We start from the raw sequence: 24466 nt of genomic DNA on the forward strand, positions 1-24466 counted from the left end.
GAAATTATACATTATCGAATGTAAGGTCATAGAACGCTTTGCTACGTTCAAACTGCAAGCCTTTAATCATCTCTATGACTTGCTTGCTACTATCCCCCTGCCCGTAGGGGTTAGCAATATTCTCATTTTCAGCTTTATACTTTCTGCTCACAGCAAGGCTAACCGCGTTACTGATAGATTCTTTTGTAGCAGCTGCGTTTAGAACACTTTTTGCAGCCAAACGCCCTTTTTGTCTAGAACCTATATTCACTGTAGGAACATCAAAGGCTGGCACTTCTATAATACCACTAGATGAGTTGCCGATAACGGCAGCAGCATGTTTGACTGCACTTAGATAACGTACCTGCCCTAACGATGGTATTGCTAATACACGCTCAGGGTTACTTCTAGCATATTCTTCAAGCATTGGGATAATTCGTCGCCCACCATCATCCGCATTGGGATACGTCAAAATTACTTGATGGTCGGGAAACGTATCTAAAGCATCGAGTAGCGCTTGAAAACTTTCTTCAGGAGCTTCTTCACCTAAGGTCACTGGATGATATGTGACAAGAAAGTAAGGCTTATCAATTGAGAAATTAAGAGATTCACTTAATTCCTGCGTATCCATAAAAGAAGCCCTTTTTAGATGATCAAGCCCAATAGCCCCAATATTTTTAACGCGCTCAGGAGATTCTCCTAACTGGATAACTCGCTGACGATACTCTTCTGTCGACGTACCATGCAGGTAACTCAACTTTGTAATAGCATGACGAATCGCATCATCGTAAGCACCTTCCGTTATCTCTCCACCATGAAGATGAACAATTGGAATACGAAGTATCATGGCAGTTTGCGCTGCAGCAAGCGCTTCAAAGCGGTCCCCAAGAATAACAAGAACATCTGGTGCTAATCGCGACAATGCATCAGCAAAACCTAAAACTCCTAACCCCATACTTTTCGCAGTACCTACCGCGGAATCAGAAGATAGCAAAATCTCTATTTTCTCATCGATGCTGAAGCCATCTTTTTCAATTTGTTTATAGGTTTCACCAAACTCCGGTGATAGGTGCATGCCAGAAACAAGCACTTGAAGTGTTAGATCTGGATCGCTTTGTATGTCCTTTAAAAGCCAAAAGAGCAGACCATACTCTGCTCTTGTACCAGTAAAGACTGCAACCTTTTTATCTGTCTGCGTCATGTATGTATTGAACCTACTTAGCTTTTGATTTCCACTGGGGTACTTGGAAGATTGATTAGGTGCGCCTCAATAAACTCTGAGTAAGTTAAGTCACCACGTATTGCATTCTCAAACATAGGTAATCTGTGCATGAGCTGCCAAATAGGTCGAGTCATCACACCAGAGCCATTTGTGCAAGCTAGCACCTCTTCGCGACTTTCTTTATCCGGACAGACAATTGCATTTAACCAGTAGTTTGACTTCGCATACTCTGGCTCAGTGACAAAGTTAAAATCTGTACCTTTGAAGAAGTTTTTATAGCCTTCTGCAAGCAATCTCTTTTGCTTCAAATACTGCTGGATAACTTCCATCTGTGCACATCCCAGTGCAGCATTCAGGTTAGGCATACGGTAGTTAAAGCCAGGTTCATCATGGAAAAACTCATAAGGATGAGGAACTTTTGCTGTCGTCGTGACATGCTTAGTACGTGCACCTAATTCTTGAGTCTTACATAACACCATGCCACCACCACCTGTGGTGATGATCTTATTACCATTGAAGCTGACAGCACCAAAATCACCAATAGTACCGGTATGTTTGCCCTTATAGAACGAGCCTAGACTTTCTGCGGCATCTTCAACCAACGTGATGTTCCATTTCAAGCAAACGGCAACCAGCTCATCAAGCTCTACAGGGTGACCAAACGTGTGCATTGGTACAACGGCTTTGATTCTTCTACCTGTTTTTTTATGGATACATCCCACGTCTGTGACTTCAGCATTCTCTTCTAAAAATGCATCCACAGCCTTAGGGCACAACCCTAAACTCACCGGGGAAACATCAACAAAAACCGGCTCAGCTCCCATATGATAAAGAGCATTACAGGTAGCAACGAACGTCAGTGCTTGCGTGATGACCAGATCGCCTCTTTGAACATCAGCCATGTACAATGCCGCATGCAATGCTGCTGTTCCATTCACTGTCGCTACAGCTTTAGCCGTACCAGTGTAAGCTTCAATTTTTCTCTCAAAATCATCAACAAACTTACCGACGCTAGAAACAAATGTACTTTCAATCGTTTCCATTACGTACGCTTTTTCGTTGCCATCAAACGTTGGTGCATGTAAGGGAATAAATTCGTCTGTTTTGTAAGTATCTCTCACAAATTCAACAATAGTTGTCGCTTTCATTGAATACTCCACTTACATCTTGCTATCGAGGTATTTACCAGTTTCTTTGTGCCCAAAATCAGGGATCATAGTAAAGAACAGTTTCACAATCTGCTCTTTAGTCCAAGCTCGCTCACCTTTCATCTCAGAGATGCTGTTTTCAAACAAAGTAAGCAGATCTTGCTCATAAAGAGGTTCATTTTTGATGATGCCCAGATTTTCGAATCGAGACATATCCAGCTCTTCTTTATCTGTAAAAAACTCTTCGAAGTCTTTTTCACCCGTTGTATCACTTGCAGTAAACAAACATGGCCACTTACCTTGCTCTGGGAGCGTATGCGCAAGCTGGCGAGCTTCTTCTTCTGTTTCACATAAATGAGGTTCGTAACCAAGCTGCTCTAGGTATTTCACGGCAATATCTGCAAACGAGATAAGGTGCAGAGCTTCACTCAATTTCGGGAAAAAAATGTCACGATTCTCTCCAAAGATACAAGACATCAAACATAACTCACCCGACTCTTGCGGAGTAACAAAGTAACGTTTGATGTCATTGGGAGCAACGATAGGCTGACGTTTTTGAATACGCTGGTTAAACCCATGTAGCAACGAGCCATCAGAGAATGCAACATTCGCAAATCGCGCCGTTGAGATTGCTATTTGCTCACTTTTGCGCATTAGGAACATTTCCATAATACGCTTGGATGCCCCCATCATATTGACTGGGTTTGCAGCTTTATCTGTTGACACACAAAAGTACTTCTTCGCGCCAGCATCAATAGACTGCTGAATGGTTTTGTCCGTATTAAACACATTCACATCGATCATACGCATCAATGTGTAAGGATCTTTTTCACTTCTAACATGCTTAAGCGCAGATAAGTTCAGTATGTAATCAAACTTACCATCAGCCTTTATGAATGCATCGTATTCTAGAGAGCCGATATCGAGAGCAAATGTTTGGAAGTCGCCATCGATGTAACCGAATGAACTGCGGATATCTCGAACAAGTTCCACCATGTTGTTTTCACTAATATCCACAACATACAATTTCTTAGGATTGCGTTTGAAGATCTCTTTAGTCACTGCTTGACCAATTGATCCTGCGCCGCCAAGCACAAGAAAGCTAGATTCAGAAACAATACGAGATAGCTCAACTTCATGCTGAGCGATATCTTGTGTAAACAGGGCGTCAGTGCGACCGATGAGAGGTAAAATGTTGCTCATATTTAGCCTTGAAAAATCTTTAATTACATTAGCTATAAAGTTTAGCTAATACACTCAGTGAACGTTGCTCTTCCGCATTGATTTTAAAAGCATTTCCTTTTATATCAATCTGTTCATTTAAGTTTTCAGCGAGTTCGGAAAAACTAGCAAAACTAACTAAATCAATTGACTGAGCATCTTTGAAGAACAATTCATTGTAACTTCCTTTAGCCACGCATACCTTACCCTGCCCCCACTTCATCAGTTGACGGGCAGTGCTGGCCCCACCTCTAGGTTGCAGTACTAGGTGTGTGCACGACATTACCATCGAGGTGTAAGCAAGAGGGGGCAAAGAGGTCAAGATCGAAATATCAATAGGTTGTTTTTTTACTTTGTGTAGGTAGAACAAATACAAATCTAGCAGAATGCGTTTTCGCCATTGTTTTGCAGGCCACATTACAACAAACTTGAAGTCTTTGTTGACGCCCCGCGTGACAAAAGCATGTAACATTTTTTTGATATCTTGGTATTCAAATGCATTAGGTTTTGTTCCTAACAAAACCATATTTCTCTTATTTTTTTCATCATCGAAAATAGACAGAGCAAGTCCTTGTGCTGACTTCGTCGGCAATGTATCAAAAACAACACTAGAATCGACAATTTGATAGTTTTCTCGTCCTAACACTTGGTTTAGTTTGTTACGAAAAGTCGACTCTACAGTAATAAAAAGTTGTTGTTGACCTAAAACCCACACGTCATTATCACTAATCATAAGTTTATCATCAGGCTTGATGTATCCATGCTGAACGATACATTTTAGCCAACGATCCACTTCATCATCAGTAATAAACATATAACATTTATCTTTAATACTAGAATCAAGTTCCAATACTTTACGCACATACAAAGAATTAAGAGTACTTAAAGAAAAGTATGTTATTGTTTTTGCACTAATAAATATTGACTTATCAGCATCGAAAAAGCTTATATATTTAATACCATCTATTTTATTAGGCTCATCAACAACACTTGTATTGCTTTTAAAGTAGACAACACATATTGATTCAGGAGGTATATTTACCTTATATAATAGTGCATCTAAGTATAGTGGTGAAAATACATCTGTATTAGATACTAAAAACACATGTTTATTATCATAAGGTTTCATAATTACTTATTCATTTTATCCAATACAGTTTTAATTGCTGCAATAGCATCTGATTGTTCACTGCTTTCCATATTGAAGAAGAGAGGCAAACGAACCAACCTTTCACTTTCTCTTGTTGTGTAATCGTCAGCCCCTACAAACTCACCAAACTCTTTTCCCGCAGGTGAGTTGTGTAGCGGTATATAATGAAACACCGACATAACCGAGTGTTTATTGAGCAAATTAATAAATTGCGTTCGTTGCTCTAAATCTTTTAGTTTAAGATAAAACATATGAGCATTATGTTGGCAATTCGATGGTATTGTAGGTAATACAATACCACGGGTTTCGGTATATTCACTTAACTCATCGTAGTACTGATTCCAGAGCTGCATTCTTTTTTGAGTAATGACTTCAGCATGCTCTAGTTGCGCCCATAGATAAGCAGCTTGAATTTCACTCGGAAGGAGGCTGCTGCCAACATCAACCCAAGTATATTTGTCAACCATACCTCTGAAGAACAAGCTACGATTGGTCCCTTTTTCTCGAATTATTTCTGCTCGCTCTACAAACGCTTTGTCATTGATTAGCAGCAGGCCACCTTCGCCACCAGAAGTATAGTTTTTAGTCTCATGAAAACTATATGCAGCTAAATGACCGATAGAACCAAGAGCCCTACCTTTATAAGTCGACATGACTCCTTGAGCTGCATCTTCAATAACAAACAAATCATGTTTGTTAGCAATGCTCATTATTGTATCCATTTCACAAGCAACACCAGCGTAATGAACAGGTACAATGGCTTTTGTTTTGTTTGTGATTGCAGCTTCTATTTTTGTCTCATCAATGTTCATCGTATCAGGGCGAACATCAACAAAAATTACCTTTGCTCCACGCAGTACAAAGGCATTTGCCGTACTGACAAAGGTATAGCTTGGCATGATTACTTCATCACCAGGTTGAATATCAATGAGCAATGCAGCCAACTCAAGTGCATGTGTACAAGATGGCGTTAACAAAGATTTGAGCGTTCCTAAATTACCTTCAAACCACTGCTGACATCGATGCGAAAACGCACCATCACCACTAATTTTATTACTTACAATTGCTTGCTGAATGTATTCGATTTCTTTACCTGTCACGGCTGCTTTATTGAACGGGATCACGAGAAATTCCTAAATCACCACCTACTGAGTAATGTAGGCTGTTTTTAATGCTTGATAGTCAGTTTTACCATTTGGTAAAGAAGGGATTGAGGTACTATTTACGACTTTGATGCCAGCACGTTTAACTTCTGTCATTTCCGTTAAATATTTTTTCAACTCTTCCTCATCAATTGCCACTTCAGTGAAAACAATAATTTTTTCATTGTCATCAGTGACAGCAATGCGCTCGGCAAGATATTTTTTCTTCAATACACTTTCAACTTCATCGAGGTTGACACGCAAACCAAAATGTTTGATAAAGCGCTTAATACGACCTTTGATAAAATAGTAACCATCTTCATCTTTAGCCGCTAAATCTCCGGTGTAGAGAACACCACTCCATTCATCACCAAGCGTCAAATGTTCTTTCTGATCCGCATAGCCCATACAAACATTTTCACCTTCAAAAACCAACTCGCCAGTTACTTCTGTCGAGTTAATTTCGTTGCCATTAGTATCAACTAATTTAAATCGCCCATTAGGAATCGCCACACCAATACTGCCTCGTTTTTGCAAACAGCGTTCTGGTGGAAGATACGACATTCTTGTTGTCGCTTCTGTTTGACCGTACATAATAAACAACTGCTTTTGATATTCTTGGCAATAAGTACCGATTTTGTCTTGCAACGCCTCAGTCATCTTTCCACCAGCCTGAAGTATTTTCTTTACATCAGGCAGGTCTTTGCGAAAGACTCGTAACCTATCCATCATTTCATAGGTATACGGGACACCTGCTAGCACTGATACTTTCCGCTCTCTTAGCAGCGTCCAAAACTCTTTCTGTACCACCGCCTTATTCGTCAGTACGATATCTCCCCCAACCGCGATCTGACAATTCACAATTGACATGCCATAGGTGTAATTAAGAGGTAGCGAAGTGATCGCTACATCATCTGCTTTTAGATCAAGGTACTCAACAATCGAGACCGTGTTCGCCAAAATATTTTGACGAGACTGTCGAACAAACTTTGGACTTCCCGTCGAACCCGATGTGGATGCAAGAAGACATAGTTGGTCACTCAAGTTGGCAGTTTCGCCAACACTGAGTTTCAGCAAGCTGTAACCATATGAGTTCAATACTAACTGAGCATCTCCATAAATCTCACGAAGACTTTCTGGCACCCAAACGTAATCAGGTTCATATTTTTTGATCAAGCAATGAATATATGCTTCATGAGTTTCTACCCCTTGAAGCATAGCCACGTATTGACAACTATGTGCAAAGGCGAGATAACAGACTAGCCCACCTAAAGAACTGTCAATTTGACACAAAACAAGAGCTTGCCCACGCATATACTCGTGTAAATGAGTAGCAAAATTTAGTAATTCCGCGTATGTATATGAATGCCCATCTTCGGTAAAAACCATTGTGGCACTCTCTGGATATAAGAACATTTCAGCACCAACTTATTTTAGATAGCGAGGAAGAATGACTTGGTCCTCAGCAATGTCTTCAAGCAGTTCACGTCCGAATACAGTCTCAAATTGGTCTGCTGGAATGCCCGTACCTGGTCGTTTCAAAACGATATCGGCTTCTGTCAGTATATCCCCTTTAAAAAGCTGCTTAGCTGAGACCACTGAACGACGCATATTCGCACGCTGGGCATACTCTTCTGCGGTCAAAATTCGTTCTTTGCTACCCATTGCCCGGTGAACAGATTTACATTGCTCAATCATTAGCCCCATTTCATCTGGCATAGTTGCCATCTGATTGTCCATACCAATTCGCTTATTATCCAGCGTAAAGTGTTTCTCAACCAAACAGGCACCAAGTGCAATTGAAGCGGCTGCCACTTCAGATCCCATCGTATGGTCTGAGTAACCGATAACGACATTTTTCAGCTTATTTTGTAACGTGACCATGTTGTTTAAGTTGATGATCTCTGAAGCTGCAGGATAAATAGATACACAATGGAGAACACACAAGTTTTCTGCTCCAGCATTTTGCAGCTCGTTTACAGCATTCTCTATCTCCGCCATCTCACCCATCCCTGTTGAAAGAACGATAGAGCTATTTAACGGACCCAACTGACGTAAAAACTGGCGATTGTTCAGCTCCATTGATGCAATTTTGAGGAATGATGGCTGACACTCATTTACCAGAAATTCGGCTTCTCTCAAAGAATACGGCGTGGATGAAAAGCCAATGCCAATATCATGGCAATAAAGCGCCAACTGCTTCAGCTCAGCTTCTGACAGACTGTACTTTTTTACAAAACGCTTCGCGATAGGGTTTTGCTGATAATACGTTTGGGAATAGAGAGTGTCAGTTGTCCATGATTGAAACTTCACACCATCGCAACCACAGGCTTTAGCTGCATCGATCATCTCTTTGGCAATACCCACATCACCAAAATGGCTCGTATTAAGCTCTGCAACAAAGTATGGCGTATTCTCCGCGCCTAATACACGGCCATCATTTAACTTGATAATAGACATTAGACTCTCTTCATTTTACTGATCAATTGGCTCAATAATCATCTTGCTCAAAAACAACTCGCGTTCCAAAAACGGCCATTGATCTTCTAATGGACGTCGAACAAACTTTCTCGAGGCAGTTTTCGCATAAGCTACTTCGACGTATTGCTGATTTTCCAACCCCATAATTTCACACAACACTGGACCTTCAAGTTGCATCACATCGGAAATACGTTGACTTAGGTTCTCGCTATTTTCAATCAATTGATATTTCAACTTAAAGCATTCAGCAACCTTGGCAAAATCCGGGCAATGAACGCCATTGCTGTCATCTGTACCAATTGTACGGTTGCGGAACAGCTCTTTTTGGCGACGGCGAATGATAGCGTAAGCATTGTTGTTAATAACGAATACTTTCACATTCGCGTTATAGTCAGAGATCGATTGCAACTCTTGTAGATTCATCATGATCGAGCCATCTCCGATCACGACAATTGTTGGTCGTCCCGAACACTTAGCTATGCCGAGAGCTGCAGGAAGAGCAAAGCCCATAGCCCCCTGCGAGACAGGGTGAACACAACGCTGGCCATCAGAAAACTCAATGTTCGTCGGCAGAATCACACTTGCAAAACCCGAGTCACAAACAAAAACGCCATTTTTAGGCATTGTCTCTGACAGCGCGTCTGCAAGATCATAAAGATCGACAACATCCTCTTCAGACGTTTGCTTGTGTGTGCTTTTTAAACTGCGTTTCCAATCAAAACATGCTTCCAACCAACTCGATGAAGTCTGCTCTAGATTTTCTGTTAACAACCTCTCCATGAACGGAAATAAGTCCGCATGGATAAAGTGGTCAATGTGAACACCTTGCTTGGAGTGCTCATCACGATCAATATCAACCACAGTAACTTTGGCATGGCGAGCAAACTTGCAGTGGTCGTTTCCTGTTGTGATTGAGGTTAAACGAGAACCCAAAACCAACACAAAATCCGCATTTTGCACAGCAAAGGCTCCTGCTCGAGAGCACCCCATAGAGCCAATTGAGCCTATCGATAATGCGTGTTTGGCACCATATACATCTGCAGCAGAAGCGGTATAGACAAGAGGTAGATTGTACTTCTCAATCAATTGAACCAAAGCTGTCTCTGTCTTCGACAACTTAATACCACTACCGATCATAACTACGGGTCTTTTTGCGGCACGAAGATCAGTAGTCAGCATCGCGATATCATCTTCCGACACTAGCTGGTCATGGCTGCCGGGATTGAAGCTGGGTATTACATCAATATCAACGCGCATATTCTGTACATCTAAAGGTACATCAATCCACACAGGACCTTTGCGCCCCTCTTGCGATAGATACAGCGCTTTTTCAAGTTCAAAGCGAATTTGAGAAGGATCTGAGATCATCACCGCATATTTAGTGATAGGGGTGACTAATTCAATAATATCTGCTTCTTGCTGACCAAACGTACGGATCGGGCTCTGTGTATGACGAGTTGTTTCACTCAACGTGTTCTGACCAGAGATAAATATTGCAGGTACACCATCTTGCCATGCAGACAACACCCCCGTAATACAGTTTGTTGAAGCACATCCTGTTGACACAACAGCACAGCCTAATGTATCCGTCACTTCACTAACCGCAATCGCAGCAAATGACGCACTTTGCTCATGATGGACAAAGCACGGTTCAAAGTCTTTACGCTTTGCAATCGCGTCATTTAAAAATAGAGCACCACGCCCCGTAATTACAAATGGTGTTTTGACACCAACAGATGCCAATTTATCAAAAATGTAGTCAGCTACACGCATCGTATACTATCACTTCTTTTGAGGAATGAATTTCTCGAAAACGGAAGGAACTGATACCGTAAAATGAGCAGACACAGCAAGCTCACCATCTACAGTACCAACAGCCGTTCCTTTGGCGATTCCGCGACGGAATGAATCCAACTTCGCGTCAATTGTTAATGTATCTCCTGGAACAATTTTTTTACGAAATTTAACTGCATCCAAATCTAGGAAGTTTGTCTTGCTTCCTTTGTACTCATCTTTACTCAAGAATGTCATAATGAATGTTTGCACTAAACACTCGATCTGAATAAAGCCAGGAACATTCGGATCATCCTCATAATGCGCAGGGAAAAACCACTCATTGTAAGTGAAATTTTTCACGCCTACTGCAGACACGCCAGGAACCGCTTCAATAATTTTGTCGACAAACAACAAAGGGTATCTATTTTGCTGAGATGCTAAGATACCCATCGTATCGAAGGTCAGTGGTGGTTGTTCCATATTTAGAACTCAACGTTATATTTGGTTAGAATGCGTTGACCTTCTTCGAAGCTTGAAAAGTCAGTGATATCATCAATATCCATCTCGATATCAAACTCATCTTCAAGTACTGTCATTAAATTCATATGACCAACGCTATCCCATTCTGTAACATCTTGATATTTCAAGCCTGACAATTGCTCTTTTGTGATACCAAAAGTGTCGATGAATGCTTGTGAGTATTTTTCAAAATTAGACATTATTTTCCTACCAATATTGTTTAGTAAATTGAATGTTTTTTGGGTTATTCGCCCTTCATTTTTGACAGCACATAGTATTGATTATGCAAGTTGCATGCAATGCTATAGTGAATCGACGACGCTCCGCGATTATTCGATGAAAAATTGGTATAAACCGCTTTAGCTCCTAACTCAAACGCTTCAACGTAAGCAAAATAATTCATAAAAAAACCAAGTGCATAGCGTTGATGTGATTCAAAAATCCCTGCCAAAATCGAGGTAATTTTATTACCTTTCGCAGCCCCTAAGATAAAAAAACCTGCAAATTCTTGATTGAAATTGATTCGATAGAATCGAGCTCCTCGAGACAACTCATCCGTCAACCAACCAATATATCGCGAGATCGACTTCTGCAGTCCCAATTTCGGGTCCAAAGCCACCCTATCGGTTTTAAACAAACCCAAACGGATTTGTTCAAAAAGATACTCTATATCCGATGCTTGCATCTCTGCATAGCTAAGCTTTGAGAGCATTCGTTCTTGAATACGACTCAAGATAGGCAACTGAGTTACAGAAACCTCAGTAATAAGCTCTAGAAACTCAAAGCCATCGTTTAACAAGTGGTTTGTCAGCAAAGCATCACCAACTGGTACTTTCGCGACATTGTAATCCACACTATCGTTTACACATTTACGTACCCATTGTCGGTAGTTGTCAATTGTATCGCTTGTATCAAATATCAGTTCAACTGTTGCTAAACCAATATTCCGTTGTTCCCATACGGCATCGATAACTTTCATCGTTTACCCCCTAAATGACGGACATTGATTTTGCCATTTGGCGAATCAAGTCATAACCATCCCAAATCAAAGTAAAATCAGCGCCTTTACCAATCGGTACAATGCGGTCAACTCCTAACACTGCACCTTGGTTTAATACTGCTAACAAATCCGTTGTATCCAAACCTTCATAGGTAATTGTCTGCAGTTTACGTCGGCATAGACTTGGCAAAGCATCCAAAACTTCCGCACTGTATTCGATGAAAAAACCACCAGAGGCAGAATGCCGCTCTATGTCGATAGGCAGTTGCTCTACACTAATTCGACATGCAATATGTTCATGATGCTTTACGACACATTCTTCCAACTCTATCGCAGCAGAACACGCAGCAACCACTTTGTCCACTATCATGTTATTTTGATTTGAATAGCCCTTTTCTTGACTAATTTGCTCAAAAGCTCCCCAAAAACGTTCTTGAGCCTGTCGCACAGTAGTTTTTTCACCTACCCAATAGAGTAATCTAGGCGACGTACATGCATTCTGATCAAAAAATAGAGTGTCGTTGTAAAAACGTAACGCGACAGCATTGGCGTTGCTGTTTTTTAAGTAGTTATCTGCACCAATCACACAAATAGAATGCCTGTCAGAAAATACTATGTCATACGCTTTCGCTGGAAGCGGAAACCTTCTCAACTCATGAATGGTTTCATCACTTCCCCAAATGACACGAATATCGCATAGATCTGTTAGATAGCGAGTAACTTCCTCGTCATGAGCATACTTAAATATGGCTATCCGTGCTCTTAACCTTTCGAATCTCTCTTCGGCAAGCAACTCACAAAACGTTCGATTAAGAACGTTAGCCTGAGGAAAGTCTTTTGATGACATCCGAATTAAACAAATGTTGCCAGCCAGCAATGCGGAAAACAAACTATACGCAAAATTAAGTGGTACATTCGATGGAGTGAAATGCAGGGAGATACCCCTACCACTGAAAAATCCAGATCCTGTATTTGACTCTTTTTTTATTTTTTCTAAGTTTCTAATTCGGCAACCAAAAGCGAAAGAAGCCAAATCAGGGAACGCTCTCGCATCCGAACTGGATAGTATTCGCTTTGAAACTTCATCAAAAAAAGACAATGTCATCGGTTCAAAAGCTTGCAAAGGAGCCAAACGATGGATACTTTCTAAATCAAAGTCACCCGTTTGAAACTCAAGTTTATTTTTGATTGTTTGAGTAAGTATCACTGCACCCCCTTAACTCTGCATTTTTTACACGTCCATAAATTTTAAAATGAGTACCTGGACGACCACACGAACATCCATCCAAGCCAATAATCTCCCCCTCATCTTCTGTTAGAAGTGAGTGACCGGGATATGACTCAGGCAACAAAGAGATTACCTGTAATATTCCACGTTGTCTGGGCGGAAGAACTGATAAATCTTTGGGACTTCGCACTAGAACATCATTAAATAGTGATGCGTGCATATGACCCTGTTCACACTCAACAAAAATGGACCCCGTCTGCTCAACCATACCGTAATAATTGTAAACATGCTTTAGTCCTAGCGATTGAGCTAGCGTACCTTTGAAGTCTTCTTCACTGACCGCTTCATCAACCAACTTTTTCCATCCCCCACCGTGGAAAAGTATCCCATTGGAAAGATCTATATTTTCCTGAATACTTGATAGTTGCTTAATAAAATGCAACCAAATGATGTAGGTAAAGCCAAAAATAAATATTGGCTTATCAGTGTATTTTTCGAGAAATGTGCTCACTACCTCTACATTGATACTCATATCTTCATTCAGAGCATAAACTCGTTCTCGGCCAAACATCGAGAACCCTAAAATACCCGCTCCTCGAGCAGAAAAACTATGTCTATTTTTTAGAACCTCCGGTGAATCTATAATTAACATTGGTAATCGCTTATTACCGATGTACGAATTCACGGACTCGGTCAATATTTTGGTCTGACGTGATGCAGTCTGCTTATCTAGATATATTTTGGATACTTTTTGCCCTGTAGTTCCTGATGATGTCATTGTTTTAAAAATGTCATCATTTCCAATACTTTTTAGATCGTACTCTTTAAAAAGTCTTACTGGCAAAAATGGAATATCTTCAATGGTTCGAATATCTGATGCTTTTTGCCCAAAAGCACGGAGTATCTTCGAGTATTCCACACAATTAAATTCATGTTTCTCAGTCAATGACGACAAGTATTCTAACTGAATAGATTTACGCTCGTCATTGGGAGTATAAAAAGTTGACAATGTAAGCAGTTGTTCAAAGTTCATAAAATTTGCCTGACTTATTTTCATTGAGCCTTAAGAGCATCAATGCAAGCATCTATAAAAGACCCTGTAAATATTGACCATAATCATTTTTGAGCATGGGTCCAGCTAACTGAACTAGCTCTTCATCACTCAGCCATCCATTACGCCACGCAATCTCTTCCAAACACGCAACTTTTAGACCTTGAACATTCTCAATGGTCTGAACGAATGAAGATGCTTCATGAAGGCTCTCGTGCGTCCCTGTATCTAACCAAGCGAAACCACGACCTAGTAATTGAACATTCAGGTTGCCTTGCTCAAGGTACATCTGGTTGAGAGTCGAAATTTCTAACTCCCCTCTCATGGATGGTTTCACCTTCTTCGCTAAGTCTACAACTTGGTTATCATAAAAATACAAGCCTGTAACGGCGTAGTTTGATTTCGGTACTGCTGGTTTTTCTTCAATCGAGATTGCATGCATATCAGCATCAAATTCTACTACACCAAAGCGCTCAGGGTCTTTGACTTGATAACCAAATACTGTCGCTCCATGATTTTTCATCGCAGCTTGCTGTAAGATCGGCGTGAAGCCCTGTCCATAAAAGATATTGTCGCCTAGAACCAAACACACAGAGTCATCACCGATAAACTCTTCACCAATAATGAATGCTTGAGCTAGACCATCTGGCGTGGGTTGGATTGCGTATTGCAGTTCGATACCAAAGTCAGAACCATCACCAAGCAAGCGCTGAAAACCATCTTGGTCTTCAGGAGTGGTAATCACCAAAATCTCACGAATACCAGCAAGCATAAGTACTGATAGTGGGTAGTAGATCATTGGCTTATCGTATACAGGCAGTAACTGCTTAGAAACGCCTCGTGTGATTGGGTATAAACGCGTACCAGAACCACCAGCAAGAATAATACCTTTCATTATTCACCCGCTCCTAATCGTTCAAGACTGTATGAGCCATCAAGCACTCGTTGCCACCATTGCTGGTTGTTTAGATACCATTCAACGGTTTTTCGAATGCCACTTTCGAATGTTTCTTCAGGCGTCCAGTTCAGCTCTCGAGCAATTTTTGTTGCATCAATTGCATAGCGTACATCATGACCTGGTCGATCTTTCACATACGTAATCAACGATTCATAAGATTCAACATCTGCAGGTTTGTTTGGTCGAAACTCTTCAAGTAACGAGCAAATGGTTTTCACTACTTCAATGTTCGCTTTTTCATTGTGACCACCGATGTTGTATGTCTCGCCAATTTCACCTTCTGTCACGACTTTGTAGAGTGCGCGAGCATGATCTTCGACGAACAGCCAATCACGGATTTGCATACCATCACCGTACACAGGTAACGGCTTGCCATCCAAGGCATTCAAAATCATCAGTGGGATCAGTTTCTCTGGGAAATGGTAAGGTCCATAGTTGTTCGAGCAGTTGGTCACCAACGTAGGAAAACCGTAAGTGCGTTGCCACGCTCGAACAAGATGATCGCTGGACGCTTTAGAAGCAGAGTACGGGCTACTCGGCGCATAGGATGTAGTTTCAGTAAACAAATCATCCGTACCTTCTAGGTCACCATACACTTCGTCAGTAGAAATATGATGGAAACGGAAAGCGGCTTTGCGTGTCTCATCCAGTGTCGACCAATATTGACGAGCCGATTCAAGAAGGTGATACGTCCCCATGACATTGGTTTCAATAAATGCCGCAGGTCCATCAATGGAACGGTCTACGTGCGATTCAGCCGCAAGGTGCATCACGAGATCAGGTTGATGCTTTGCAAATACGCGATCAAGCTCGTCACGTTGACAGATATCAACTTGCTCAAAATGGTAACGTTCACTATCCGATACTTCCGCTAAGGACTCTAAATTGCCAGCGTAAGTCAATTTATCTAGGTTAATGACGGTATCTTGGGTATCACGAATGATGTGTCTTATGACTGCAGAGCCAATAAAACCAGCACCACCAGTTACTAGTATTTTCATTATGAACGTTACCTGCTTAATATTATGCTCACGTAAAGCACGAGAAATCTTGTTTAATTGTAGTTAAATGTGCGCTTAAACTACGCCACTTGGCTTACCTTAATAAGATAGCCAAGTCTAAATTTTTGATTGTTCGTCGTTGGCACCTAACGACTTAAAGAGTACGCCTTTTCAAGCACAGCGAAGTCGCTTTCTTGCCAATGTATTTGACGTTTGTTCAGCTCTTTCAGAAACGAGCGCTTCAAACGCTCTAAGTTGCCTTGCTTCCAATCACCATCCGGTTGCTGAGAGCATTTATCAAAATCGATGATCCATACCTTTTCTTGCTCATCAATTAAGATGTTGTGAATGTTCAGATCGGTATGGTTCACGTTGACGTTGTGCATCTTGGCAATTTCTTGCCCTACCTTCTGGTACATCACTTCCGGTAATGGGTTTTCTTGCAAAATACTGACCAAGTCTTTGGCATTGGGAATTCTTTCGCTCAAAAGATCCGCTTGGTAAGTTAAGCCCGTTTTAACTGCGCGCGCAGCAATCGGTCGAGGGACATTCACACCAGACTCAATCAGCACTCTGAGCAGATTAAACTCTTGTAGGCTACGAGTCTGCTCCCATCCAGTAAACCAATAGTGATCTTCAACCAACTTGCCAAATAAACCACCACGGCGGTAATGACGCAAAGCAGCTTGCATAGTATCAAGTTGAACAAACCATGTGGTTCCACGTCCGGATGCGCTGCCCACCACTTTATCTTGCTCTTGCCAATATTGGGCGTCAAACAACGCTTGGCTTGGGTCAGTGATGATTTCATCATCAAACCACACCATGCTATTGCCTTGTTGATAACTCTGAGTCATGTCGAAAGTTGCCGTTAGGTTTTATTAAAAGTAGTGGCTGATAAGAATATACAGCCATGTAAAGCCAGCAAAAAATAGCGCAACCATCACTGCGGCTGAGCCAATGTCTTTTGCTCGCCCACTCAGTTCATGATGCTCGACACCAATTCTATCAACAACGGCTTCAATGGCAGAGTTAATCAGTTCAACGATAAACACTAACACTACAACGCCTAACATGAGAATGCGTTCTACAACACTTAAATCAAATACACACACCAATGCAATCGCAAGTACCAGCATGGCTAATTCTTGCCTGATGGCTGCTTCATGTTTAAACGCCGCTTTCAGCCCTTTTGCAGAATATCCAGCCGCTTTGATGACGCGCGTCAAACCCGTGTTTCCAGGTTTACCTGAGTTCAATGATTGGTGTTGTTTTGTCTTTGACATTAAGAGGGGCTCGTCAGTACTCATTATAGAAGCGGTGTATTTTACATTTATTGGGGATGTCTGCATAATTTACCTGCATCTATTTATCTTATCAGACAATAACTATGTTCACTTCTGCCCCTTCTTCACTCTGTATATTGCGTTTATCCGCCATCGGCGACGTTTGTAATACCATCGCGACGGTTCAAGCGATTCAAAAACAATGGCCTGATACCCATATCACTTGGATTACTGGCAAGCTTGAAGCTCAATTGCTGCAAGCGATAGATGGTGTTGAAGTGATTGTTTTTGATAAAAAAGCAGGTCTTGATGGTTATAAGTCATTGTGGAAACAGCTCAAAGGACGCAAGTTCGATGCTTTGCTTCATATGCAATATGCCATTCGAGCGAGCGTGGCGACGTTAGGTATTAAAGCGAAGTACAAACTTGGGTTCTCTTCTGACCGTAGCCAAGACTTTCAAACTTTGTTCACCAATGTCAAAGTTCCTTCACCAAGCTCTTTGCATGTTGCGGATGGCTTAATGGCGTTTGCCCATCAAATTGGTGTGCCTCAGTCAGAACTTACTTGGTCATTGTCGTACTCAGAGCAAGATGCTCTCTGGGCAGAAACTAAGATTTCAGAAACTAAGGTCTCGAAAACTCAGCGCCAAGCTGATAAACCGAATCTATTGTTGGTCCCGGGGGCAAGCAAAGCTTATAAGAACTGGAATGCAGAAGGTTATGTTGATGTTATCAACCACGCTCGAGAGAAAGGCTGGAATGTCATCTTAGCGGGTAGCCCAGCGAAAGTAGAAGTCGACTTAGCTGAACGCATTCAATCTTTACTTACAGAACCTTGCTTAAACTTAGTTGGCGAAAGCTCCATCATGCAAATGCTGGCACTGATTGATAAGGTTGAGATGGTGATTGCACCAGATACTGGTCCTGCCCACATGGCAAGTGCAATGCAAACCCCGATTATTGGCTTGTATGCTCACCATAACCCTGTCCGTGTTGGTCCTTATAACTATTTGAAATACGCCGTTTCAGTGTATGAAGAGACCATTTTTGCAGAGACTGGAAAAACCAGCCAAGAGCTAAGCTGGCGAACGCGAGCAAAAGATGAAAAAGCGATGAACCGTATCACGAGTGATCGTGTCATGGTTATGTTTGATCAAGTCGTAGAAGATTTGTATCCCCAATATCAGTAAACTCCCCCCTATATAAGATTGTTTAAGAAGGAAACCAACTTGTCTAAACCCACTTTAGCCGTTGCCTTAATCGTGAAAAATGAAGAGAAGCATCTACAAGCTTGTCTAGACACAGTGAAAGATTGGGCTGATGAGATTGTCCTTCTTGATTCAGGCAGTACTGATCGCACTGAAGAAATCGCCAGACAATATACCGACAAGTTTTACACCAACTTGGAGTGGCCAGGATTTGGCAAACAGCGCCAACTTGCTCAGCAATACGTAACCGCAGATTATGTGCTTTGGTTAGATGCCGACGAACAAGTCACGCCAGAGCTGAAAGAAAGCATTTTAAAAGCCGTTGAGAATGACGAGCCAAACACACTGTACAAAGTGAATCGTCTGAGTGCCGCGTTTGGTAAGTTTATCTACCACTCAGGATGGTCACCAGATTGGATCGTTCGTCTCTACCGCACCAGTTACACCCACTACAATGATGCTTTAGTGCATGAAAAAGTCGAAGATAAAGGCTTTGCAATCAAGAAACTGGATGGCAGATTACACCACTATACGTACGAACATCTCCATCATTACATCAACAAAACCACAGGTTACCTCAAAGCTTGGACAGACGAGCGAGAAGGCAGGAAAAAATCCGGTCTCAGCACGGCAATCATCCATGCATTAGCCAGCTTTTTGAAGATGTACATTCTTAAGCGTGGTTTTCTTGATGGTAAGCATGGCTTCATCCTTGCGTGGTTAAGCATGCATTCTACCTTCGTTAAATACATCGACTTATACTTACGCGAACAGGCGAAAAAACAATGAAAACGACTTTAATTATTACCACTTATAACTGGAAAGAAGCCTTAAAATCCGTGTTAGAAAGTGTAAAGCGCCAAACCGTTTTGCCTGATGAAGTTATTGTGGCAGATGATGGTTCTCGTGAAGATACCAAAGCAATGATTGACCAAATGCGTGAAGGTTTTCCGGTTCCACTGGTACACAGTTGGCATGAAGACAATGGCTTCCAGCTTTCTATGAGTCGAAACCGTGCAATCGCTAAAGCATCAGGCGATTACCTAATCATGATCGATGGCGACATGGTATTGTCACAAACCTTTATCGAGTCCCACAAACGCGTGGCAAAACCAAATTGGTTTGTTCAAGGTGGTCGAGTTCTGACTGACGAAGCGTGCAGTCGTGAAATTATGGAAAACGGATTGGTTCCTTCTGTATTTAGCAAAGGGATCCGCAACCGTAAGAACTGCATCACAAACTCACTGCTATCGAACTGGTTCTCATACGAACGCAACAACGATAAGGCGACTCGCGGCTGTAATATGGCGTTTTGGCGACAAGATGTTATCGAGGTGAATGGCTTCAACCAAGATTTTGTCGGTTGGGGACGTGAAGACAGCGAATTTGTTCATCGCATGCTTAACTCAAACAAGTCACGTCTTTACCTAAAATTCGCCGGTGTGGGCTACCACTTATATCACGTAGAAAACTCTCGCGCGTCATTGGGTCAAAACGATGAGATCTTAGATAACACCATTAAAAACAAACTTAAGCGTTGCGAAAACGGTGTTGACCAATTTCTAGAAGCGTAAAAACTTTAGATGCTTATAAAAATATGAAAGGGGCGTTTCGCCCCTTTTTTATTGTTGTTGAGATAAGGTGAAGTACTTATCGGCAACCATCAATGAGATCAAACGCTCTTTACGTTTATCTTTAAACTGCTCAACCCATTGGTGCGCATTCTCAATGATCGCTAATGCTTCTTGCTCATTCGCTAAGTAATAGTCCATCTTTTCAGGCAAATCCGAATAATCATCCTTCACTTCAACATAGTGGATGCCAGCTTCTAGCTTACCTTCCATAAACCATGTTTCGTACTTAGGCTTTGACATAATAACCAATGAGTTCGAGGACATTGCCCACTTCAGATTGGTTGCAACATCATTGCCTTCAATACACAACAAGAACTTGTATTGAAGCTGCTCCTCAATACTCATAAAGCCTTTTTCCCAAGGCTGTCCTTCTTGTGGTCGAGTCTGACCAATATTGCACTGCGGATGATCGTAGAAAGCATGAATTACCGTTTGACGGTGAGGCTGAAAACCGACGCCTCGCCACGCCACCATGTCTTTCTTATCTCGGTAGCTCATTTCGTCATCCACAAATTTAAAGTGACGAATTTGATTCAGCTTTAAAACGATAGAATTCTGATTGTCACCATGGATAGGACGACTTTTAATAAAGCTCGGCACATTAGGAATATGCGTCACATCACCATTGATGTAGTTAAACGTAAACTCAGATGGGAAATAGCGTATAACTTGGCGCGTATCGAAAAAATAAGTCCAACCTTTTGTTTTTTTGAACTCACCAATCTTAGCGTAACTCTGCTCTCGGCTATCGACCGAAAACGACTGTTCACACTTGTTGTAATAATTCACTCGCTCAAGACAGTACTGCTTCTCCGCTTCATTCAGAGTCGAAAGTAAACGCTTTGCTTGCTCTCGATAGACAAAACGAGGGATCAGCATCGAGAGAGCGTTTGAGAAATAATAAGGAAACTTACTGTCTTTCATTTACTTTCTTCTCGATAGCCTTAGCCACTGCCGCAGGAACAAATTGCTCAATACTACCACCATGGATGGCAACCTCACGTACGATGGTCGACGATAAAAAAGCAAACTCTTCTTCAGGGGTCAAAAATACACTCTCAATCCCAGGCAATAACTTGCGATACATGTTGGTCAAGCCAAACTCATACTCAAAATCGACCGTCGTTCTTAACCCACGAATCAATACTTTAGCCTGCTCTTGACGAGCAAAGTCCACCAGTAACCCAGAAAAGCCTTTCACTGTTACACCAGGTAAATGCGCCACTACCTCTTCCATCAAAGCAACGCGTTCTTCCAATGTGAACATCGTATTCTTTGAAGGGCTTGCTGCGACTCCGATAACGACTTCATCGAACATTTCATGGGTGCGCTCGATAAGATTTAAGTGACCATTGGTAACTGGGTCAAATGTTCCTGGGTAAATGACTTTCATAGGATGTACTGATTTATTCAAAACTGTATGAATTATTGAAGGAAAGGTCGGCGATTACAACTGCTTGATAGAAATACACCTGAGACGATCTTATTTCTACTGCTGACACACATTGCAAAAGAAGGTATTACGTTGCCCTATTTTCTGCTCTTGGAGCACTTCACCGCATTCTGGACATGGCTCTCCGGCTTTTCCGTAAACTAATAACTCTTGTGCAAAGTAACCAGGTTTGCCGTCCGCTTGGGCGAAGTCTTTAAGTGTAGTTCCACCTTGCTGAATCGCGATTTCTAACGTAGCTTTGATGTTCTCCACCAGTAATCGCCACTCTTTCTTAGTTAGTTTTCCTGCTGGGCGAGTTGGGTGAATGCGGGTTTTAAATAAAGACTCATTGGCGTAGATATTCCCAACGCCAACCACCACTTTATTGTCCATAATGAACTGTTTAACCGCAACACGCTTACCTTTGGCTTTGTCTGCCATATATTCAGCGTTGAACTCCTCGGTTAAAGGCTCAGGTCCCATATGATCTAACACGGCGTGAGACTCATTAGGAGCGCTCCAAAGCCAAGCACCAAAACGACGCGGGTCGTTGTAGCGTAAAACTTTGCCATTGGTGAGTTTAAGGTCAATATGATCGTGCTTTGCCGCAGGGAAGTCAGCGTCGAGTACACGCAATGATCCAGACATGCCAAGGTGAACAATCGCTGTACCTTGGTCAGTATCAATCAATAAGTACTTGGCGCGACGACGAATATTACGAATAACCTGCCCTTCCAAAAGCTTAAGCTCTTGAGGAATATCCCAACGTAGCTTCGGAGTACGAAAAACAAATGCCTTGATCGTCTGCCCAATCATATGAGGGCTGATCCCCATTCGGCTTACTTCAACTTCTGGTAATTCAGGCATTTAACTCTCCTTAACAGCGTCAGAAACAACATTAGTGAGCGCTTAGCATAATAGAAAAGCAGCATGACAAACACAGTTTCAGCGAAAGGTTATTACGCAACTTTTACTTAGGCATGATGTAGTTACCATCAACAGAAATGGCGATCCACTTGTCTTGCCAATTTTTAAATAGCCAAAAATCGTCAAGGCGGTAAAAGGTGATACGTTGTGGCTCTTCCAAACCTTGATACCAGACTTCGATGCTTTCCGGCGATGAAAGGCGAGGCTTTAACTGTTCATACTGCTGAGAGTTCAGTTCTGTGCCTTCAAGTGATTGCCAGCGAGTCACTATTTCTTGTACGGGGATATTGGCTTTAATGTTGGATTGCCACTGTCCATTTTGCTTGTCTAATTCCCAACCAGCATAGTAAATGGCACTGACATCATGATCGGAGCGTAACAAGTTCGGATACGGATCCACTTGTTCATCGATAAGGTAGGTTTTGATCCAAGTTGGCGCATTAAGGATCACCATGAACACGATGATGCCTAAGATTAGAATATTGTTCCAACGACGGCGGCGGTGCACCTTTTTAGACATAATTCACCTCATCGCTTAAATCAGCAGCAGCTTAACCAAGCTGCTGCTATTTAGAAAATCTACATTAAATTATGATTGAATCGGATCATCTTTTAACGTACTTAGCGGAACTAATTTACCTTCTCCATTATTCACTTCCGGCACATCCGCATGTGAAGAGAAGAAAGAAGGTAATGCATCCAACCTCTGACTAGAGACACCCATCAATTCAGAGATTGCTTTGATCATTGTGAAGCCATTACGTGGATAATCAACTACTTTTCGTTCATTGAAATCCGAACCAATGACAAACAAAGGCACTTCGTAGGATTGTTTTACCGATGGATCATGACGCAAGTTTTCACCACTATTACGATGCCCAAGTCCGTGATCGGAAACATAAATCAAGTTGTATGGCAGCGACTGCTTCCCAGCAAGTTGGTTAATTTTCTCTAGCATTGTGTCTGTTTGCTTTATCGACTCAATGTAACAAGAGATCTTGCTGCCATTGAAGTCAAACTCAACATCACCTTCCACACGATCACAGAAACCTGGGTGTGAGCCAATTAAGTGGATCACAATCAATTTTGATTTATCGTCACTCGACAGCGCTTTTTGAATGCTTGGCAGCAGTGTGCTGTCATAGACGTTCGAGTCTCTAAAGCTACCGCTGCGTGTAAAGGAAACATGCTCAGCATAGTTAGCAATTGAACTGATCCCGGTATCGAATTCTCCCATTCGACCCTGGTTAGAAATCCAATAGGTTTCCACACCAGCCATTTGCGCTAAGGTGTTGATGTTGTTATTCAGCTCAATATCAAGACCATCATTCATTGTGACGTAGCGCATTACCGAAGTGAACGTGTTCGGACCTGGGGACAAAAAGTTTGTCCAAAGCTGCCCTTTGGCCGTCGACATAAACGGCGTGTTTTCCATCGGCAGACCATACGCATTCATGTAGTCTTTTCGTACGCTTTCACCAATCACAAAAATGGTGTTCTTAGCCTCGCTCGGTGTTTTAGTAATTTGCCAAGAGGCTGGGATTTCACGCTGAGCCATGATCTCTGCATTGTATTGATGGTACATGTTGTACGAATCAAACCAATCAAAGATAAATCGAACTGGTGGGTAACGCATGTAAGAGAGCAATGCATGCGTGTAGTCGCTATTAACATTACGGTCTTTAATGGTGCGAATAGGCTTATCTAAGAGTAAGAACGAAAACAAGATCAGACAGAATACTGATGTTTTACGACCTTTAAGTTGTGGTACCCATTTGAACAGGTAAAAGGACGCTGCAGCGAAAAGTGCCGCGACTGCCAACGTTTTGAGCTCCAAGTCATTAAAGAACTCAAGCGCTTCTGAAGGGTTGGTCTCAATCAGTGAAGAAATGATGGTCAAATTAGGATGACCATAATTCCAAGAAACAGGAATATAGAAAGTCGCAGTCACAGCTAACAAGGCATATACCCAGTGACCAATACGATGAGCTTTAAGAAAAGCAATCGTAATCGACATTAAGATAAGACAGTCCGCTTTTATTTCATAACCCAGTGGGCTTTGTTGCGTAATTCGATGGAACTAAATCAAGAAGCTACGATCTG

At 41.8% G+C, this 24466-nt stretch carries 24 protein-coding genes and 1 pseudogene; 3 read left to right on the plus strand and 22 right to left on the minus strand.

Going from position 1 to position 24466, the window contains the following annotated elements; all coding sequences use genetic code 11:
- Positions 1-4: 4 nt before the first annotated feature.
- The 17 genes from neuC to AACR11_RS13645 form a co-directional block, all read right to left on the minus strand.
- The gene (gene neuC, locus AACR11_RS13565; protein WP_029788895.1) at positions 5-1180 is read right to left on the minus strand and encodes a UDP-N-acetylglucosamine 2-epimerase; all 1176 of its coding nucleotides are present in this window, start codon (positions 1178-1180) and stop codon (positions 5-7) included.
- A 17-nt stretch (positions 1181-1197) separates the two neighbouring features.
- Positions 1198-2349 carry a LegC family aminotransferase gene (locus AACR11_RS13570; protein ID WP_029788898.1) on the minus strand — a complete coding sequence of 384 codons (1152 nt, stop codon included), beginning with the start codon at positions 2347-2349 and terminating at the stop codon, positions 1198-1200.
- A gap of 12 nt (positions 2350-2361) precedes the next feature.
- Complete coding sequence (locus tag AACR11_RS13575; RefSeq protein WP_029788900.1) at positions 2362-3552, minus strand: UDP-N-acetylglucosamine 4,6-dehydratase; 1191 nt, start codon at positions 3550-3552, stop codon at positions 2362-2364.
- Between the two features lie 28 nt (positions 3553-3580).
- Positions 3581-4699 carry a hypothetical protein gene (locus tag AACR11_RS13580; protein WP_029788901.1) on the minus strand — a complete coding sequence of 373 codons (1119 nt, stop codon included), beginning with the start codon at positions 4697-4699 and terminating at the stop codon, positions 3581-3583.
- A gap of 2 nt (positions 4700-4701) precedes the next feature.
- Complete coding sequence (gene rffA / locus AACR11_RS13585; RefSeq protein ID WP_029788902.1) at positions 4702-5844, minus strand: dTDP-4-amino-4,6-dideoxygalactose transaminase; 1143 nt, start codon at positions 5842-5844, stop codon at positions 4702-4704.
- 21 nt (positions 5845-5865) lie between these two features.
- Positions 5866-7251, minus strand: a complete 1386-nt coding sequence (locus AACR11_RS13590; RefSeq protein ID WP_189338763.1) for an AMP-binding protein — start codon at positions 7249-7251, stop codon at positions 5866-5868.
- A 39-nt stretch (positions 7252-7290) separates the two neighbouring features.
- Positions 7291-8322, minus strand: coding sequence for an N-acetylneuraminate synthase family protein (locus AACR11_RS13595; RefSeq protein WP_029788904.1), 1032 nt, complete (start codon positions 8320-8322; stop codon positions 7291-7293).
- 15 nt (positions 8323-8337) lie between these two features.
- Complete coding sequence (locus AACR11_RS13600) at positions 8338-10116, minus strand: thiamine pyrophosphate-binding protein (RefSeq protein ID WP_029788905.1); 1779 nt, start codon at positions 10114-10116, stop codon at positions 8338-8340.
- A 9-nt stretch (positions 10117-10125) separates the two neighbouring features.
- A complete protein-coding gene (locus tag AACR11_RS13605; RefSeq protein WP_029788906.1) occupies positions 10126-10599 on the minus strand; it encodes a 3-hydroxyacyl-ACP dehydratase FabZ family protein in 474 nt (157 codons plus the stop codon).
- A 2-nt stretch (positions 10600-10601) separates the two neighbouring features.
- A complete protein-coding gene (locus AACR11_RS13610) occupies positions 10602-10838 on the minus strand; it encodes an acyl carrier protein (protein WP_029788907.1) in 237 nt (78 codons plus the stop codon).
- Between the two features lie 44 nt (positions 10839-10882).
- Positions 10883-11617, minus strand: coding sequence for a hypothetical protein (locus AACR11_RS13615; RefSeq protein WP_079324356.1), 735 nt, complete (start codon positions 11615-11617; stop codon positions 10883-10885).
- A 10-nt stretch (positions 11618-11627) separates the two neighbouring features.
- Complete coding sequence (locus tag AACR11_RS13620; protein ID WP_050937166.1) at positions 11628-12845, minus strand: acyl-CoA reductase; 1218 nt, start codon at positions 12843-12845, stop codon at positions 11628-11630.
- The gene (locus AACR11_RS13625; protein ID WP_029788910.1) at positions 12817-13899 is read right to left on the minus strand and encodes a LuxE/PaaK family acyltransferase; all 1083 of its coding nucleotides are present in this window, start codon (positions 13897-13899) and stop codon (positions 12817-12819) included. Before AACR11_RS13625 ends, AACR11_RS13620 begins: the two co-directional genes overlap by 29 nt.
- A gap of 52 nt (positions 13900-13951) precedes the next feature.
- On the minus strand, positions 13952-14812 hold the full coding sequence (rfbA, locus tag AACR11_RS13630) for a glucose-1-phosphate thymidylyltransferase RfbA (protein ID WP_029788911.1): 861 nt from the start codon (positions 14810-14812) through the stop codon (positions 13952-13954).
- Positions 14812-15876, minus strand: coding sequence for a dTDP-glucose 4,6-dehydratase (gene rfbB, locus AACR11_RS13635; RefSeq protein WP_029788912.1), 1065 nt, complete (start codon positions 15874-15876; stop codon positions 14812-14814). The genes rfbA and rfbB overlap by 1 nt, the downstream gene beginning before the upstream one ends.
- Before the next feature lie 146 nt (positions 15877-16022).
- On the minus strand, positions 16023-16733 hold the full coding sequence (locus AACR11_RS13640; protein WP_029788913.1) for a 3-deoxy-D-manno-octulosonic acid kinase: 711 nt from the start codon (positions 16731-16733) through the stop codon (positions 16023-16025).
- Positions 16734-16757: 24 nt separating this feature from the next.
- A complete protein-coding gene (locus AACR11_RS13645) occupies positions 16758-17162 on the minus strand; it encodes a diacylglycerol kinase (RefSeq protein WP_005449346.1) in 405 nt (134 codons plus the stop codon).
- A gap of 104 nt (positions 17163-17266) precedes the next feature.
- Here AACR11_RS13645 and AACR11_RS13650 point away from each other — a divergent pair, with 104 nt between their 5' ends.
- From AACR11_RS13650 to AACR11_RS13660, 3 genes are read left to right on the plus strand one after another with little or no spacing between them, the layout of a single operon-like run.
- The gene (locus AACR11_RS13650) at positions 17267-18352 is read left to right on the plus strand and encodes a glycosyltransferase family 9 protein (protein ID WP_029788914.1); all 1086 of its coding nucleotides are present in this window, start codon (positions 17267-17269) and stop codon (positions 18350-18352) included.
- A 39-nt stretch (positions 18353-18391) separates the two neighbouring features.
- On the plus strand, positions 18392-19159 hold the full coding sequence (locus tag AACR11_RS13655) for a glycosyltransferase family 2 protein (RefSeq protein WP_009698950.1): 768 nt from the start codon (positions 18392-18394) through the stop codon (positions 19157-19159).
- A complete protein-coding gene (locus AACR11_RS13660) occupies positions 19156-19944 on the plus strand; it encodes a glycosyltransferase family 2 protein (RefSeq protein ID WP_005535598.1) in 789 nt (262 codons plus the stop codon). Before AACR11_RS13655 ends, AACR11_RS13660 begins: the two co-directional genes overlap by 4 nt.
- 48 nt (positions 19945-19992) lie before the next feature.
- On the opposite strand, the gene AACR11_RS13665 is transcribed toward AACR11_RS13660, so the two are convergent.
- The 5 genes and pseudogenes from AACR11_RS13665 to AACR11_RS13685 all read right to left on the minus strand — a co-directional run.
- Positions 19993-20928 carry a glycosyl transferase family 90 gene (locus AACR11_RS13665; RefSeq protein WP_029788915.1) on the minus strand — a complete coding sequence of 312 codons (936 nt, stop codon included), beginning with the start codon at positions 20926-20928 and terminating at the stop codon, positions 19993-19995.
- A complete protein-coding gene (gene coaD, locus AACR11_RS13670; protein ID WP_005449352.1) occupies positions 20915-21397 on the minus strand; it encodes a pantetheine-phosphate adenylyltransferase in 483 nt (160 codons plus the stop codon). Before coaD ends, AACR11_RS13665 begins: the two co-directional genes overlap by 14 nt.
- Positions 21398-21493: 96 nt before the next feature.
- Complete coding sequence (mutM, locus tag AACR11_RS13675) at positions 21494-22303, minus strand: bifunctional DNA-formamidopyrimidine glycosylase/DNA-(apurinic or apyrimidinic site) lyase (protein ID WP_029788916.1); 810 nt, start codon at positions 22301-22303, stop codon at positions 21494-21496.
- Positions 22304-22406: 103 nt separating this feature from the next.
- Positions 22407-22883: a hypothetical protein gene (locus tag AACR11_RS13680; protein WP_005449354.1), complete on the minus strand. Its 477-nt coding sequence runs from the start codon at positions 22881-22883 to the stop codon at positions 22407-22409.
- 69 nt (positions 22884-22952) lie between these two features.
- Positions 22953-24416 (minus strand): annotated as a pseudogene (locus AACR11_RS13685) (phosphoethanolamine transferase); the annotation flags it as partial.
- Positions 24417-24466: the final 50 nt, after the last annotated feature.

Source organism: Vibrio sp. L85 (assembly GCF_963871815.1).
Taxonomy (GTDB): domain Bacteria; phylum Pseudomonadota; class Gammaproteobacteria; order Enterobacterales; family Vibrionaceae; genus Vibrio; species Vibrio harveyi.

What these genes read in the sequence shown, in the direction of transcription:
- AACR11_RS13575 (WP_029788900.1), bottom strand. Translation starts at nt 3,552, where the DNA reads ATGAGCAACATTTTACCTCTCATCGGTCGCACTGACGCCCTGTTTACA.
- mutM (WP_029788916.1), bottom strand. Translation starts at nt 22,303, where the DNA reads ATGCCTGAATTACCAGAAGTTGAAGTAAGCCGAATGGGGATCAGCCCT.
- AACR11_RS13625 (WP_029788910.1), bottom strand. Translation starts at nt 13,899, where the DNA reads ATGAACTTTGAACAACTGCTTACATTGTCAACTTTTTATACTCCCAAT.
- AACR11_RS13605 (WP_029788906.1), bottom strand. Translation starts at nt 10,599, where the DNA reads ATGGAACAACCACCACTGACCTTCGATACGATGGGTATCTTAGCATCT.
- AACR11_RS13640 (WP_029788913.1), bottom strand. Translation starts at nt 16,733, where the DNA reads ATGACTCAGAGTTATCAACAAGGCAATAGCATGGTGTGGTTTGATGAT.
- AACR11_RS13595 (WP_029788904.1), bottom strand. Translation starts at nt 8,322, where the DNA reads ATGTCTATTATCAAGTTAAATGATGGCCGTGTATTAGGCGCGGAGAAT.
- AACR11_RS13680 (WP_005449354.1), bottom strand. Translation starts at nt 22,883, where the DNA reads ATGTCTAAAAAGGTGCACCGCCGCCGTCGTTGGAACAATATTCTAATC.
- AACR11_RS13615 (WP_079324356.1), bottom strand. Translation starts at nt 11,617, where the DNA reads ATGAAAGTTATCGATGCCGTATGGGAACAACGGAATATTGGTTTAGCA.
- coaD (WP_005449352.1), bottom strand. Translation starts at nt 21,397, where the DNA reads ATGAAAGTCATTTACCCAGGAACATTTGACCCAGTTACCAATGGTCAC.
- AACR11_RS13600 (WP_029788905.1), bottom strand. Translation starts at nt 10,116, where the DNA reads ATGCGTGTAGCTGACTACATTTTTGATAAATTGGCATCTGTTGGTGTC.
- rfbA (WP_029788911.1), bottom strand. Translation starts at nt 14,812, where the DNA reads ATGAAAGGTATTATTCTTGCTGGTGGTTCTGGTACGCGTTTATACCCA.
- AACR11_RS13570 (WP_029788898.1), bottom strand. Translation starts at nt 2,349, where the DNA reads ATGAAAGCGACAACTATTGTTGAATTTGTGAGAGATACTTACAAAACA.
- AACR11_RS13580 (WP_029788901.1), bottom strand. Translation starts at nt 4,699, where the DNA reads ATGAAACCTTATGATAATAAACATGTGTTTTTAGTATCTAATACAGAT.
- AACR11_RS13665 (WP_029788915.1), bottom strand. Translation starts at nt 20,928, where the DNA reads ATGAAAGACAGTAAGTTTCCTTATTATTTCTCAAACGCTCTCTCGATG.
- AACR11_RS13660 (WP_005535598.1), top strand. Translation starts at nt 19,156, where the DNA reads ATGAAAACGACTTTAATTATTACCACTTATAACTGGAAAGAAGCCTTA.
- neuC (WP_029788895.1), bottom strand. Translation starts at nt 1,180, where the DNA reads ATGACGCAGACAGATAAAAAGGTTGCAGTCTTTACTGGTACAAGAGCA.
- AACR11_RS13645 (WP_005449346.1), bottom strand. Translation starts at nt 17,162, where the DNA reads ATGTCAAAGACAAAACAACACCAATCATTGAACTCAGGTAAACCTGGA.
- AACR11_RS13650 (WP_029788914.1), top strand. Translation starts at nt 17,267, where the DNA reads ATGTTCACTTCTGCCCCTTCTTCACTCTGTATATTGCGTTTATCCGCC.
- rfbB (WP_029788912.1), bottom strand. Translation starts at nt 15,876, where the DNA reads ATGAAAATACTAGTAACTGGTGGTGCTGGTTTTATTGGCTCTGCAGTC.
- AACR11_RS13610 (WP_029788907.1), bottom strand. Translation starts at nt 10,838, where the DNA reads ATGTCTAATTTTGAAAAATACTCACAAGCATTCATCGACACTTTTGGT.
- AACR11_RS13590 (WP_189338763.1), bottom strand. Translation starts at nt 7,251, where the DNA reads ATGGTTTTTACCGAAGATGGGCATTCATATACATACGCGGAATTACTA.